Raw genomic sequence first — 12,856 nt, forward strand, 5'->3', positions numbered from 1 at the left:
GAGCCTGCTAATTAACAGACTCACTTAATTCGCGATTATTGAATTCTCTTATTTTTGATTCCAGCTCGTCAATCATCGTAATCAGACGGTCAATATCGTCTAAATCGGTATCTTCCGGGTCAATGGCTTCGAGAATGTCGAGAAACATATTAAGACGATGCTTTAAAAAGTCTAATTGGGAATTTTTATCATGAGTGGGACTGCCCATCGTAAATTCGCTCCTTTTTTTCAATTGCTTTTTTCATCCTAACCAAATTTCAGTGGTTTTGCAATCTTCTTTTTTTAAATGAAAACTCGCGATTGGCGAGTCCGTTAGTACGAAATTTCCTATTAGCTAAAAAAGCTCCTACCGAAAACATTGGCAGGAGCTTGTTCAAAATTAATTTAGCGTGGACGTTCGGAAGCGAGAAATCCAAAGGAAACATAGTCCTGCACAGGAATCCATGCACCAATTCCCTGTGAGGTGACGTTTTTGATGACGATGAATTTGCGGTTTCCTTTTAACATTAAGTAGACTTCACCATACGTTACTTTTCCTTTTTCATTCACGGCAGGCGCATAAGCATAAAGGTAACCAAGCCGGTTTGAAGGAATGTTATAAATGTGATCATTCTTTGTACCGGCACCGATAATTGTATCAAATGAGAGTGGCAGATTCGTTTTTTGCATTGCCTTTAAAAGAATCATTTTCTTCACGTCTTCGGCATTTGGAATTTTGGCCGTTAAACCGCCTCTGACAATTTTCTGCGCTTCCTGAACATATTTAATTTGATATGGAGCGTTGCCGCCGCGGTTATCAAAGTAATTCGTATTGATTTTTTGATACTCCCAATTCGTCGAGGTTTCCAAAGACTCATAGTTCAACGGCCACTGGCCAAGATAAATGATGGCGCGGTAGCCGACAGCAAAGGGTGTGCCGTTTATGCTTGATTCGTTAAGCATACGAATAAGGTCAGGGTTTTCAATTTTGACCTTTGAAGAATTTATAAGTTTTTTTGTCAAATCACTTGGCTGCAGAAAAGGCAAATCCTGAGTGGAATTAGGATATGTATTTTCCTTTGTGATATTCCTAACCGAGGATGGAATTTGGGTCTTTATCGGTTCCTTTTTTACAGCAGTTTTTTCAGAGAAAACAGACGGTATGAAAGAAATCATTAAAACAAAAATTAAAAGACCCGAGGCAATTTTTTTCAAAAGAAAAACTCCTTTCGCAAATAGCAAAAATAATCTGCTAGTAGTTTCTTCGGAGTTGGGCCATATTATCCATTGGCAAGTACTGCTTTTGCAAATTTTCTCAGTGTCCTAATTCTGTATCTATTTGCGCGGTCGAAAAGTAATAAAAATGTAATAATCTGAACATTTACAAAATTCTAATTAACAGTTATAATAAACTTAACTTTCAAAAAGGAGGGCTGCAATCAATCGGCATAGCTTACTTAGTTTTTAATTATTATTAAGGAGGTTGGGATACTCTTTTATATGCATTCAACAGTCGTGTTTTTCCTAAACTAAACATGAAGGTTGGTGGTTGATGGTCCCAAGTAAAAGCGATTGATGAAATACCCTATATGAAAGAATGATTGGTCCAAAACATAAGAATTACCCCGTATAATAAGAAAGACTCTAAGCCAATCGGCTTGGAGTCTTTTTAGTGCAAATGATTATATTAGGTAAAATCCAATCCCCATAATGACATAGGCGGCAAGTAAGGTCAGACCTTCGAACCAGTTAGTTTCACCATCGTTGGAAATGACAACCATCAATAATACCGATGAAACCATCGCGATTAGTTCCTGCCAGCTGAATAGTAACGGCATAGATTTTTCGTATAACAAGGAAATTAATACTAAAACCGGGGCAACAAACATCGCAACCTGCAAAGTGGAGCCAATGGCGATTTCCACAGCTACGTCCATTTTATTTTTAAAGGCCATTAACACCGCTGAGGCATGCTCTGCCGCGTTTCCGACGATCGCCACAATGATAATCCCAATAAACAGCTCCGACCAGCCAAAGGATTCCGCCACAAATTCGAAGGTATGAACGAGATTCTCGGAAATGTAGGCAACCGCAAGCGTTGCTATAAGCAACACCAGGATGGCTCTTCCTTTCCCCCACTCTGGCTCTTCATCATGATGCTGGGCCTCGTTATCACTTTGATAAACCCCACGATGCGTAACAAGCTTAAAAAATAAAGCTGCGAGGTAAAGCAGGATTAAAATAACCGAAATGCCGACACTCAGAGATAATTTCTTAGTATCATTCATATCCATTGAAAAAACCTCTGGAATAACAAATGCAATCATCACCGCAAACATTAGCAATCCGGAATTATGGCGGGCGTCATAGACATTAAACTTCTGCCGTTTGTATTTTAAGCCGCCGACAAAGAAAGACAGACCTGCCACGAGCAGCAAATTACCGAGCACCGAACCTGTCAACGATGCAAGGACAACCCCGACAAGCCCCGCTTTTAAGGCAAATACGGAGATAATCAGTTCGACAGCATTTCCAAAAGTGGCGTTCAACAGTCCGCCGATGCGCGGCCCAGCCACAATGGCCAAGCTTTCCGTTGCCCGCCCCATATAGCTTGATAATGCAATGATTGTTAAACAGTAAATAATAAATAGGATAATACTTGGCCAATGCATCAGTGTCCCAATAACTGAAACGGGGACCCCGATAAATGTCAGCAGCATGAAAATTTTATTTGTCACCGATTTCCCTCCATATATGTATATTTTAATCGCTTCTCTTTTTTATCTTTCTTTCCATTATGCCCAAATTTTTCAAACTAAAGATTACCATTTCAAGGAATGAACTTGCAACATTTTTCTTGCAAATAAAGCATAATCTGATTTACCATCATTAGGAAGAACGTCTGAAGTAGAGGAACATTCAATGAAAAATAATTATCGGTTTACAATCCTAGTCAGCATTGTGGCCATCTCGGGGTTCTCGCAGGGAATGCTGTTGCCGCTGATTGCTGTTATTTTTGAAAAAGGCGGGGTGTCTTCCTCATTAAATGGACTTAACGCAACCGCTCTTTACATCGGAATATTGTGTGTGGCTCCTTTTATGGAAATGCCATTACGAAAATATGGCTATAAACCAATCATTATTGTGGGTGGCGGGCTTGTGTTTACCGCGCTTGCTTTATTTCCGTTATGGAAGGCCTTTTGGTTTTGGTTTTTCCTAAGGCTGATGATTGGAATTGGCGATCACGCCCTGCATTTTGCAACCCAGACCTGGATTACCTCCTTTTCGCCGCCGGATAAACTAGGAAGAAACGTTTCCTTGTACGGCCTTTTCTTTGGCATTGGTTTTGCCGCCGGTCCCCTGATGACACCGCTGGTCAATCTAAATGAAGCTCTGCCATTTATAGTATCTTCCATTCTTTGCTTGGTCGGATGGGGATTTGTCTTTGTGCTAAAAAATGAATTTCCTGAACAGGAAGTCAAAATTAATTCTTTTTTTTCGACGGTCAAACAGTTTACAAAAGCCTTAAAATACGGCTGGGTTGCTTTTTTGCCTACGTTTGTTTATGGCTTCCTGGAAGCTTCTTTGAACGGAAGCTTTCCGATCTACGCCTTACGAATGGATTTAGCAGTATCGAGCGTATCCCTTGTTTTATCGGGATTTGCCATTGGCAGCATCATTACTCAGCTGCCATTAGGACTGTTAAGTGACCAATATGGGCGAAGGAAAGTTTTAATGACAGTTCTTTTTCTCGGCTTTTGCAGTTTTACAGCCGCCAGTTTTGTCGAGCATTCGTCATTTGGCTTATTCCTGACCTTCCTTGTCTCCGGCATGCTCGTCGGGTCTACTTTCTCATTGGGAATCAGCTTCATGGCCGATTTGGTACCGAGAAATTTGCTGCCGACCGGAAATTTACTATGCGGCATCTTTTACAGCCTTGGAAGCTTAGCCGGCCCTGTTATCGGCGGTCTATTCATTAAGTATTTTCAAAACGTCAGCTTCTTCTATATTATTAGTACGCTGTTGTTGTTTGTCTCCTTCACCATCTTTATGTTTGGAAAAAGAAACGTCTTTATTCCCCACCAAGAAAATTCTTAGCGCAAAACCGTATCCATCACATAAAATGTATGGTACAATGAAAATAAATAAGAATAATTCTAATTAGTAAGTTCTGCTGTCATCGCTTGATGACAGCTTTCGTGTTTTTTAGGGGTTGTGATTTTGATTATTTTTCTCAATTAGAATTCATTAAAGGAGGGTGAAAAAAATGGTTTCCGAAACAAAAGTTCTTACGAAGGTAATTCCAAAGACCAGTTTTTTAGAAAAAATAAAACCTCATGCAGAATTGATTGCTGCCGGGTTAAGTGGTGTCTTCATCCTTGCAGGCTGGCTACTCGATAAAAACGGGCAAGAAGCAGAATCAATTGTTGCTTATCTGCTCGCATTCGTCATTGGCGGCTTTGCCAAAGCAAAAGAAGGCATTGAGGCAACCTATGAAAACAAAGAATTAAACGTTGAAATGCTGATGATTTTTGCCGCGATTGGTTCTGCCATTATCGGCTATTGGACAGAGGGGGCTATCCTCATCTTTATTTTTGCTGTCAGCGGGGCAATGGAAACCTACACGATGAATAAAAGCCATAAGGAAATTTCCTCACTTATGGAGCTGCAGCCTGGAGAGGCCGTTCTGATCTCCGGCGGTTTAGAAAAGCTGGTATCGGTATCTGAACTTCGGGTCGGCGACCTGATTCTCATTAAACCGGGTGAACGGGTTCCGGCCGATGGAATGATTGTCAAAGGGCATACAAATATCGACGAAGCAGCGATTACTGGTGAGTCAATGCCTGTGTCCAAAGGCGAACAGGAAGAGGTGTTTGCCGGAACTGTAAATCTGTCCGGTGCTATTACTGTCAATGTTTCAAAGGAAAGCAGCGATACTCTTTTTCAAAAAATCATTCAGCTCGTGCAATCCGCCCAAAGTGAAAAGTCGCCGTCACAGCTTTTCATCGAGCGCTTTGAGGGAACATATGTTAAGGTCGTCCTGCTAGTAGTATTGGCGATGTTCTTCGTACCACACTTTTTGCTTGGCTGGGACTGGCACGAATCCTTTTACCGGGCGATGATTTTATTGGTGGTAGCCTCCCCATGTGCGCTGGTGGCCTCGATTATGCCTGCCACTTTATCGGCTATTTCCAATGGAGCAAGGCACGGAATATTGGTAAAGGGCGGGGTCCATTTGGAAAACCTCAGCCATTTGGGAGCCATTGCTTTCGATAAAACCGGTACTCTTACAAAAGGCAAACCGGTTGTGACAGAAGTGATCGTCAAGGATGGGCTTGATAAAGACAGCCTGATTTGGAAGGCTGCTTCGATTGAAAGTCACTCCAATCATCCGCTTGCACAGGCAATTGTGAAATATGCGAAGAAAAACGTTTCTAAGGAGTTATTTCACCCTGACAGCCTGGAGGACGTCCCTGGCTGGGGAGTTAAAGCTGTAGTAAATGGGGAACGGTGGAAGATTGGTAAAGCTGCGTTTGTCGGGAAAGAACTAACAGAGAAATTCGCAGACGGTCTTGCAAAAGATCTTGCGAGCCAGGGCAATACCCTTGTTTATGTGGAAATTGACGGAGAATTAAGTGCCGCAATTGGCTTAAAAGATGTTGTTCGCGAAGAAACAAAGCTTGCTATTGACCACTTAAAAAAACAAGGTATTCATACGATTATGCTAACCGGTGACAGTGAAAAAACGGCGAAGGCGATTGCCGCAGAAAGCCACGTATCGGAATACTTCGCCGAATGCCTGCCAGAAACAAAAGTGGAGTATTTGAAAAAGTTAAAAGACAAATATAAAAATGTGGCAATGGTCGGCGACGGTATCAACGATGCTCCGGCACTTGCCATCGCCAATGTCGGGATTGCCATGGGAGAAGGATCGGATGTGGCCCTGGAAACAGCAGATATTGTTCTTATGAAAAACGACCTGCCAAGGATTTCAGAAGCCATTCGGTTGTCACAGCGAATGAACCGGATCATTAAGCAAAATGTTGTTTTCTCGATTGCGGTCATCATGGTGTTGATTTCGTCCAACTTCTTTCAGATTATCGACCTGCCGTTTGGCGTCATCGGCCATGAGGGCAGCACGATACTGGTCATTTTAAATAGTTTACGGCTTTTAAAATAAGAATGCGGGCGCACTTCGCAAGTTAGGGCGCGTTAGCCGCAAGTGGGAGCCAGCCATCCACAAGTTGGGAGCCGTTATCCGCAAGCGACTTTCCGAAAATAGTCAAACATTAAGGACCGGGTACAAAAGTACCCGGTCCTTTTCTATAACTATAACCATTAATGGTATCCGTTTGACCCATTAGCGGATCCAGATGTTTTATTTCCTTTGCTGCCCTTGCCTTTTTGTTTCGTGCCGCCGTCTTTTTTTGTATGTTTTGTCATCGTCCAAACCTCCCTAGTAATGAAGTAGTCCCCAATCCTAGTTTGGACAGATAAACGGTTTTCATTAAGGTAAGTATTAGCAGTTAGAACGGTTTTCTTCACTGAAAAATGCATTTATTTCGCCGCCTAAAATGATGATAAAGGCAGAAATGTACAGCCAAAGCATCAACACAATAATTGCTCCAATACTACCGTAGGTAACCGAATAATTGCCGAAATTCCCCACATAGTAAGATAAACCAAGCGAGGAAATGATCCAGCCGACAGTCGCAAAGGCGGCACCCGGAAAGGCACTCCGGCAGCGCAGTTTAACATTTGGAGCTACCCAGTATAGTCCTGTAAAAATTAGAAATAAAATAATCGCGCTAACAGCCAGACTTAATGTATTCCAAAGTTTTAGAAATTCACTTGAATAGCCAAATTGCGAAAATAAAAACAGGCCTATTTCCCTGCCAAACACCGGCAATACGATGGCGACAATAAAAACGATTACCATTCCGAACGTCAGCAAAATGGCCATGCCACGCGAAACAATAAACGGGCGGCTCTCCTCAACATTATATGCCTTGTTAAAAGCCCTCATAATCGCATGAATTCCATTAGAGGACGACCAAATCGTCCCAATTACCCCGAAAGAAAGCAATCCGCCATTCCGGTTACTCATGATTTCACTTATATTTTTTTCAATCAATTTCATAGCATCTTCCGGTGCAAAGCCGCTTATGATCCCTAAAACATCATGTTCGTGAAAAGGGAGATAGGGCATTAGGGTAAAAATTACAATTAAAAGCGGAAACAGTGAAAGAAGAAAATAATAGGCTAACTGCGCACTCATTCCCGGAAGATCATCCTCGTCAATCCGGTGCCAAAGCAAGCGGATTAACGAAGAGCGAACATTTCCTTTGCCCTTCATTATCACTTCTCCTTTATTTATTTAAATTCTTTTTCATCAAAGATTTCCTCAACAAAGTCGGTATCCACATCATCTCTGAAAGTTTTCTTTGTCTCCCTGATTGTCTCGGTCACTTTAGGTGTCAAGTCGCGAAGCTCATCCACCTTATCCATGATATAGGAAATATCTTCCCCCGCCTGCTCGACGGTATCCATAATTTTCTCTGCCGTGTCCTTTACCTTCCCGACCATTTCACCCGGATGTCGGACAACATAAGACACCTTTCCGGAAACTTTGCAGGCGTGCTCCTTCATGATTTGACGGGTTTGTTTGTCGAAGAGACTAATCGCTCCGCCAGCAATGGCTCCAATCAGCATTCCCTGCCAAAATTTATTTTTTGTCATCTTAACCTCTCCTTGCTTAATCATAAAAATGAATGAAAATTATTCCAATGAATTTTCCTATCATTTATTTTGCTTTATCTAGAAAGGGTATGCAAGTCTGGCCCTAATTTTTCTGTGTTGACATCATTCAGTGAACATGAAAAGATGGACATATGAATTTCCGAAAGGGTGACCGAAAATGGATTTATCGTTGAAGTCGGTAGAAAATGTTGAATATATGATTGAGCAAATTAAAGAGAAGTTAAAGGTTTTGAATCTAGGCGCAATTAAACCTTCCCATTTTGATGAGGAAATGTATGAAGAGTTGAAAGAGATTTATGAAATGGTAATGAAAAAGAATTCCTTCAGCCCTAATGAAATGCAGGCTCTAGTTGAAGAATTGGGAAACTTGCGTAAAAAATAAAAACAGACCTCGTATGAGATCTGTTTTTTATTTTTTAATCTTGATCAGTTAAAATGATCACGCCATCTCTGGTGACGGCGATTGTGTGCTCATATTGGGCGGAATAGGTGCTATCAACGGTCCTTGCTGTCCATCCGTTTGAATCCATTTTGGTGAATAATAATCCGATATTAACCATTGGCTCAATCGTAAAGACCATTCCTTCTTTAATTCTTGGGCCTTTACCTGGCAAACCGTAATGCGGTACATCCGGCTTTTCATGAATCACTGCTCCAATCCCATGTCCGATAAAGTCGCGGACAACCGAGAGTCCTTCACTTTCCACATAAGTCTGAATGGCATGACCGATATCGCCAATCCGGTTGCCTGGAACCGCTTGTTCAATTCCCTTGTACAAGGCTTCCTTTGTGACTTTTAATAAATGCTTAGTCTCTTCGGAAACCTCGCCAACTGCGTATGACCATGCTGAATCAGCCAAGGCTCCGTTGTAATTAACAACCATATCGATTGTGACAATATCCCCTTCCTGCAGTGGTTCTTTTCTTGGGAAGCCATGGCAGATTTCATCGTTAATACTTGCGCATGTTGCGTATTCGTAGCCCTTATAACCTTTTTGTTCCGGAGTGGCATTATGCTTTTTTAAAAATCCCTCTACAAACTGATCAATTTCCCAAGTGGTAATCCCTGGCTTAATCATTTTGGCAATTTCTTTGTGACAGGCAGCGAGGATTTCCCCTGCCTTTTTCATTGCTTCGATTTCTCGTTGTGACTTTAAGACAATCATGTAATGTTCCCCTGCCTTTTTGAATAAATTTTTTGTCTGGAGACTTATTTGTGGGAATCCTGGTATATAAAAACGATTACTTTATGACATTTTTGGCAACACTTTAATATTAACGCTAACGGACTTATTTTTCAAAACTACTTTCTCAATATAAAAATTAATTATGCAAATTTCGATAATTTGCCATATTCCTTTGTTCTTAATATGGTACTCTCAAATTCTTTTTGATAGAATGATGTTATAAATTATTTTTAGGTGTGTGAGAATCCATGATAGGTGACCGCGTAAAGAAATTCCGCCAAGAGAAGAAGATGTCACTTTCTGAATTAGCAGAGCAGGCAGGAGTTGCAAAATCCTATTTAAGCTCGCTTGAGAGAAACCTTCAAAAAAATCCGTCCATACAGTTTCTTGAAAAGATTGCCGGAGTATTAAACATTCCAGTTGAGCATTTAATACATGAGCAGATTGACAAGACGGAATTGGACAACGATTGGATGAATTTGGTAAAAGAAGCCATGACCTCCGGTGTTTCAAAAGATCAATTCCGCGAGTTCTTGGAATTTAATAAATGGCGGAACAATCAAAATAACTAATATGAGCAAAAATAAAGCACCCTACAGAATGATTAATTCTTGTAGGATGCTTTTTGCTTTTGATATGTATGAAACTGTTCAGATTTGTTGTTACCGCTAAGGAAATTTCGTATTTCTTCTACCGACAATCCAATTTTCTTAGCTTCCATAATTAGTGTCAGCCATTCTCTGTCAATCTTTTCCATTTGCTGCTCTATTTCCATTTTCATTTTAACATCCTCCTAAAATACATAACCGTATTTCAGGTAGCCCGGCCATCATAGCTTCTCTCTATTTCCACCGTAGATCCTCGGCTTTGCGTCCCTGACTTTCACCAGGTTTGCCTTTTCTGAAATTTCCTATTTTTTATTAGTCCTTAAATTATAGGTCTAAATTCACATTATTATTTAGTAAGTTCATTATATCTAGTCCTTTTTTAACATAGTGTTAGTTTTTGTCAGCGTTTTTCATATTCTGAACTTCCTTGTTAGACAAATTTAGTCAAGTTTCCACAACTTTTCCTTCAATTTCCATTCCTTAAAAACGGAATATAAAAATAACAGAGCATTTGAAGTCGAATATTCTCCTAATTTGTGGGAAGAAAATTTTTCCTTCTTTATTTTTTCCCTGATTTTATGACGAAAACATTTGTCTAATTTGTGACGATTAGCATATAATATTAACAATGTAATAATACACAGAATATTGTTAATATTCAAAATAAAAAAATAGAGGTGATAGGCATTGACCATTGTTCATGTGTTAAACTTTTCAATCCCCATTGCTTTTATGGTATTTGCAGGTTATTTCTTAGACCGCATGTGCAAGCCTGCTAAATTAGAAGAAAAAGCTGGTGAAGAGGAATTGTAAAAATTCTCTCCTCGCCAGCTTTTTTTTTGCTAATCAGAATTTATTTAAACCGTTTTTCTACCTTTTGTTCGTAATTTTTGAAAATGGACGAATTTGTTTTCGCCCCGCGTTTTGACATCAATTGATTAAAGCGAAGTAGCTTTTCATTTAACCTTTTTTGCAAATCTTCTTTCTCACCGCTGTCGTCACATTTTTTGATGAGATCCTCGATGGTCATCATCTCTTTGCGTAAATGGTTTTCCTCTTCTGAAAAGCCTGCATTTTTCATGATTTTGTAAGCCATGCGCAGTTCTTCTGGAATACCTGATAAATCTTCAAGCTTCAGGGGTTTTCCATATCCAGGAAGATTATCAAATTCCCCATCATTGTATGCTTTTTTAATCCGATCTTCTGAGACAATATGAAACATATCCATGTTATTGCCCTCCTTTTTAGCATACTCACTATATTTATTATAACAAAGGTCCATTTTGGTTGAAAAATAAATCGGTAATGATTTCAGCTTTATTGGGGCATGCTACAAGCGATAACGAAAGGAGTGTTAGACTTGGCACGTGGAGAACATTTTAATCATAAAAACAAAAACCATCCGGGTGAATTCCCCAAGAACACCATGACCGAGAGTCATGCTGAGCAGGCAATTGGGGATGAAGAATTTATTGTCACCCAGGAGGCCTTTAAAAATAGAATTGAGGAAGAGGACACGCGGCAGGATACCGCCCGCCTGCTTCCTGAGCAGACAGAGTAAAAGGCGTGAAGAGTTTTCACGCCTTTTTACTCTGTTTATTTTTCGAAGCTTAATTTCTTCATAAACTGAGAAAACTCCACAGTTTTCAGCCATTCTGCCAGTCTTTCGATATCCTTCGAGAAGATGCGGTCCTGCTTAATGGATGCCACCTGCTCCCGGCCTTTTTCATAGAAGTTCTTCGTATGGGTCGCCATTTTCTCTATACCGCGATATTCGACGGCCTGCATGGCGCAAATCATCTCAATCGCAAGGACCCTGCGAGTGTTTTGGATGATTTGATGGGCATGCCTTGATGCTATCGTCCCCATGCTGACATGATCCTCTTGGTTTGCCGATGATGGAATGGAATCCACACTTGCTGGATGTGCCAAAGTTTTATTTTCTGAAACAAGTGCAGCCGCTGCATACTGCATAATCATTGCCCCTGATTGCAGGCCTGGCTGCGGGCTTAAAAACGGCGGCAGATCGCTTAATTGTGGATTAACTAACCGTTCCACACGACGTTCCGAAATATTAGCAAGCTCTGCTACTGCGATTTTCATAAAGTCCATTGCAAATGCAATTGGCTGCCCGTGGAAGTTTCCCCCGGAGATGACCTTTTCCCCATCATCAAAAATTAGTGGATTGTCAGTCGCCGCGTTCATTTCAATTTCCAGCTTTTCTTTTACATAATCAAGCGCCTGCCAGGAAGCACCTTGAACCTGCGGGATACAGCGAAGCGAGTAAGCATCCTGAACCCTCAGTTCTCCCTGCATCGTTGTTAATAAGCTGTCACTCAAATAGCGGCGGATTCTTGCTGCTGTATCAATCTGCTGCTGGTAGCCTCTGGCCACTTGAACCTCTTCTGCAAAAGCATCGAGAATTCCATTTAACCCTTCAATCGTCATGGAAGCAATCAGTTCGCTTTCAAAAGCAAGCTGCTCTGCTTCTAGGTATCCGACGACCCCCATAGCTGTCATGGCTTGCGTTCCGTTAATGAGAGCAAGACCTTCTTTAGCCTCAAGTGTTAGCGGGAAAAGACCTTCCTGCTGAAGTGCAATGCTTGCTTCCACACGCTCGCCCTTATAGAATACTTCGCCTTCACCTACAACAACTAATGCCAAATGGGATAAAGGCGCCAAATCCCCGCTAGCACCTAATGAACCCTGCTGCGGAATAACCGGAATAATGTCTTTGTTAGCCAGCTCAATCAGTCTTTCAATGACTACCGGACGAATGCCTGAGTAACCTTTTAATAGGGCATTGGCACGAAGAACGACCATTGCTTTTGACACCACTTCTGGGAATGGCTCCCCTACTCCACAGGCATGCGAGCGGATTAGATTCAACTGCAGATCCTGCACATGTTCTTTATCGATAAGTACATCGCTGAACTTTCCAAACCCGGTATTGATTCCATAAACCACTCTACGCTCAGAAACAATTCTTTCTACCGCTTCCCTGCTCTTGGCTGCTGCCTCCATGCTTTGTCCCGAAGCGCCAACCTTTTGGCCACGGTACAATACTTCCTTCATTTGCTCCAATGTTAGACTGTTACCTGTTAATGTGATCATTTCTCTCCACTCCTCTATTACTTTAGTAAGATAAAGAAAGAGGCTGGATTCCATTTCTGATTAGATTTGGAATCCAGCCTCTTTAATAAACGTTATAAAATTTTGAACGGCTCTTCGGCGCTGCCTCATGAATTTCCACCCATTCTAAAAATTATTATTAGTTTGATAATATTTTATGTGACAGATACCTTGCCTGTCAACTAAATT

At 41.1% G+C, this 12,856-nt stretch carries 15 protein-coding genes and 1 riboswitch; of the genes, 6 read left to right on the forward strand and 9 right to left on the reverse strand.

Going from position 1 to position 12,856, the window contains the following annotated elements; translation table 11 throughout:
- Positions 1–7: 7 nt before the first annotated feature.
- From ACNQGS_RS09455 to cax, 3 genes are all read right to left on the reverse strand, one after another.
- Positions 8–208 carry an SE1561 family protein gene (locus ACNQGS_RS09455; protein WP_213146575.1) on the reverse strand — a complete coding sequence of 67 codons (201 nt, stop codon included), beginning with the start codon at positions 206–208 and terminating at the stop codon, positions 8–10.
- Positions 209–384: 176 nt separating this feature from the next.
- Positions 385–1,194 (reverse strand): YfkD famly protein, encoded by an 810-nt coding sequence (locus ACNQGS_RS09460; RefSeq protein WP_423801158.1) that lies wholly within the window; start codon positions 1,192–1,194, stop codon positions 385–387.
- Between the two features lie 467 nt (positions 1,195–1,661).
- Positions 1,662–2,717 (reverse strand): calcium/proton exchanger, encoded by a 1,056-nt coding sequence (gene cax, locus ACNQGS_RS09465; RefSeq protein WP_423801157.1) that lies wholly within the window; start codon positions 2,715–2,717, stop codon positions 1,662–1,664.
- 184 nt (positions 2,718–2,901) lie between these two features.
- Between cax and ACNQGS_RS09470 the strand changes: the two genes are divergently transcribed.
- Together ACNQGS_RS09470 and ACNQGS_RS09475 are read left to right on the forward strand one after the other, a co-directional pair.
- Positions 2,902–4,077 (forward strand): MFS transporter, encoded by a 1,176-nt coding sequence (locus tag ACNQGS_RS09470; RefSeq protein ID WP_491487101.1) that lies wholly within the window; start codon positions 2,902–2,904, stop codon positions 4,075–4,077.
- Between the two features lie 169 nt (positions 4,078–4,246).
- Positions 4,247–6,160 (forward strand): heavy metal translocating P-type ATPase, encoded by a 1,914-nt coding sequence (locus ACNQGS_RS09475; protein ID WP_491487102.1) that lies wholly within the window; start codon positions 4,247–4,249, stop codon positions 6,158–6,160.
- Positions 6,161–6,499: 339 nt separating this feature from the next.
- Here ACNQGS_RS09475 and ACNQGS_RS09480 read toward each other — a convergent pair whose 3' ends face one another.
- Positions 6,500–7,336: a YihY/virulence factor BrkB family protein gene (locus tag ACNQGS_RS09480; RefSeq protein WP_491487103.1), complete on the reverse strand. Its 837-nt coding sequence runs from the start codon at positions 7,334–7,336 to the stop codon at positions 6,500–6,502.
- A gap of 17 nt (positions 7,337–7,353) precedes the next feature.
- Positions 7,354–7,719, reverse strand: coding sequence for a YtxH domain-containing protein (locus ACNQGS_RS09485; protein WP_491487104.1), 366 nt, complete (start codon positions 7,717–7,719; stop codon positions 7,354–7,356).
- Between the two features lie 178 nt (positions 7,720–7,897).
- On the opposite strand from ACNQGS_RS09485, the gene ACNQGS_RS09490 reads away from it, so the two are divergent.
- Entirely contained in the window at positions 7,898–8,122 is a 225-nt protein-coding gene (locus ACNQGS_RS09490) for a DUF1128 domain-containing protein (protein WP_213146570.1), read from the forward strand.
- Positions 8,123–8,156: 34 nt separating this feature from the next.
- Here the strand turns inward: ACNQGS_RS09490 and map are convergent, their stop codons facing one another.
- Positions 8,157–8,906 carry a type I methionyl aminopeptidase gene (gene map / locus ACNQGS_RS09495; protein WP_491487105.1) on the reverse strand — a complete coding sequence of 250 codons (750 nt, stop codon included), beginning with the start codon at positions 8,904–8,906 and terminating at the stop codon, positions 8,157–8,159.
- Between the two features lie 269 nt (positions 8,907–9,175).
- On the opposite strand from map, the gene ACNQGS_RS09500 reads away from it, so the two are divergent.
- A complete protein-coding gene (locus ACNQGS_RS09500) occupies positions 9,176–9,499 on the forward strand; it encodes a helix-turn-helix domain-containing protein (protein WP_491487106.1) in 324 nt (107 codons plus the stop codon).
- A 32-nt stretch (positions 9,500–9,531) separates the two neighbouring features.
- Here the strand turns inward: ACNQGS_RS09500 and ACNQGS_RS09505 are convergent, their stop codons facing one another.
- Positions 9,532–9,708: an anti-repressor SinI family protein gene (locus tag ACNQGS_RS09505; protein ID WP_491487107.1), complete on the reverse strand. Its 177-nt coding sequence runs from the start codon at positions 9,706–9,708 to the stop codon at positions 9,532–9,534.
- Between the two features lie 32 nt (positions 9,709–9,740).
- Positions 9,741–9,833: riboswitch (cyclic di-GMP riboswitch) on the reverse strand.
- 389 nt (positions 9,834–10,222) lie between these two features.
- On the opposite strand from ACNQGS_RS09505, the gene ACNQGS_RS09510 reads away from it, so the two are divergent.
- Complete coding sequence (locus ACNQGS_RS09510) at positions 10,223–10,348, forward strand: hypothetical protein (protein WP_277398290.1); 126 nt, start codon at positions 10,223–10,225, stop codon at positions 10,346–10,348.
- A 40-nt stretch (positions 10,349–10,388) separates the two neighbouring features.
- On the opposite strand, the gene ACNQGS_RS09515 is transcribed toward ACNQGS_RS09510, so the two are convergent.
- On the reverse strand, positions 10,389–10,763 hold the full coding sequence (locus tag ACNQGS_RS09515) for a DnaJ family domain-containing protein (protein WP_491487108.1): 375 nt from the start codon (positions 10,761–10,763) through the stop codon (positions 10,389–10,391).
- A gap of 123 nt (positions 10,764–10,886) precedes the next feature.
- Between ACNQGS_RS09515 and ACNQGS_RS09520 the strand changes: the two genes are divergently transcribed.
- Positions 10,887–11,096 carry a hypothetical protein gene (locus ACNQGS_RS09520; protein WP_307852093.1) on the forward strand — a complete coding sequence of 70 codons (210 nt, stop codon included), beginning with the start codon at positions 10,887–10,889 and terminating at the stop codon, positions 11,094–11,096.
- Between the two features lie 35 nt (positions 11,097–11,131).
- Here the strand turns inward: ACNQGS_RS09520 and hutH are convergent, their stop codons facing one another.
- The gene (gene hutH / locus ACNQGS_RS09525; protein WP_491487109.1) at positions 11,132–12,649 is read right to left on the reverse strand and encodes a histidine ammonia-lyase; all 1,518 of its coding nucleotides are present in this window, start codon (positions 12,647–12,649) and stop codon (positions 11,132–11,134) included.
- Positions 12,650–12,856: the final 207 nt, after the last annotated feature.

Source organism: Neobacillus sp. PVCKKU3 (assembly GCF_058323225.1).

Excerpts from the sequence above, each read along its gene's own strand:
- ACNQGS_RS09455 (WP_213146575.1), bottom strand. The coding sequence starts at position 208 with ATGGGCAGTCCCACTCATGATAAAAATTCCCAATTAGACTTTTTAAAG.
- ACNQGS_RS09470 (WP_491487101.1), top strand. The coding sequence starts at position 2,902 with ATGAAAAATAATTATCGGTTTACAATCCTAGTCAGCATTGTGGCCATC.
- ACNQGS_RS09475 (WP_491487102.1), top strand. The coding sequence starts at position 4,247 with ATGGTTTCCGAAACAAAAGTTCTTACGAAGGTAATTCCAAAGACCAGT.
- ACNQGS_RS09480 (WP_491487103.1), bottom strand. The coding sequence starts at position 7,336 with ATGAAGGGCAAAGGAAATGTTCGCTCTTCGTTAATCCGCTTGCTTTGG.
- ACNQGS_RS09485 (WP_491487104.1), bottom strand. The coding sequence starts at position 7,719 with ATGACAAAAAATAAATTTTGGCAGGGAATGCTGATTGGAGCCATTGCT.
- ACNQGS_RS09490 (WP_213146570.1), top strand. The coding sequence starts at position 7,898 with ATGGATTTATCGTTGAAGTCGGTAGAAAATGTTGAATATATGATTGAG.
- map (WP_491487105.1), bottom strand. The coding sequence starts at position 8,906 with ATGATTGTCTTAAAGTCACAACGAGAAATCGAAGCAATGAAAAAGGCA.
- ACNQGS_RS09500 (WP_491487106.1), top strand. The coding sequence starts at position 9,176 with ATGATAGGTGACCGCGTAAAGAAATTCCGCCAAGAGAAGAAGATGTCA.
- ACNQGS_RS09505 (WP_491487107.1), bottom strand. The coding sequence starts at position 9,708 with ATGAAAATGGAAATAGAGCAGCAAATGGAAAAGATTGACAGAGAATGG.
- ACNQGS_RS09515 (WP_491487108.1), bottom strand. The coding sequence starts at position 10,763 with ATGGATATGTTTCATATTGTCTCAGAAGATCGGATTAAAAAAGCATAC.
- hutH (WP_491487109.1), bottom strand. The coding sequence starts at position 12,649 with ATGATCACATTAACAGGTAACAGTCTAACATTGGAGCAAATGAAGGAA.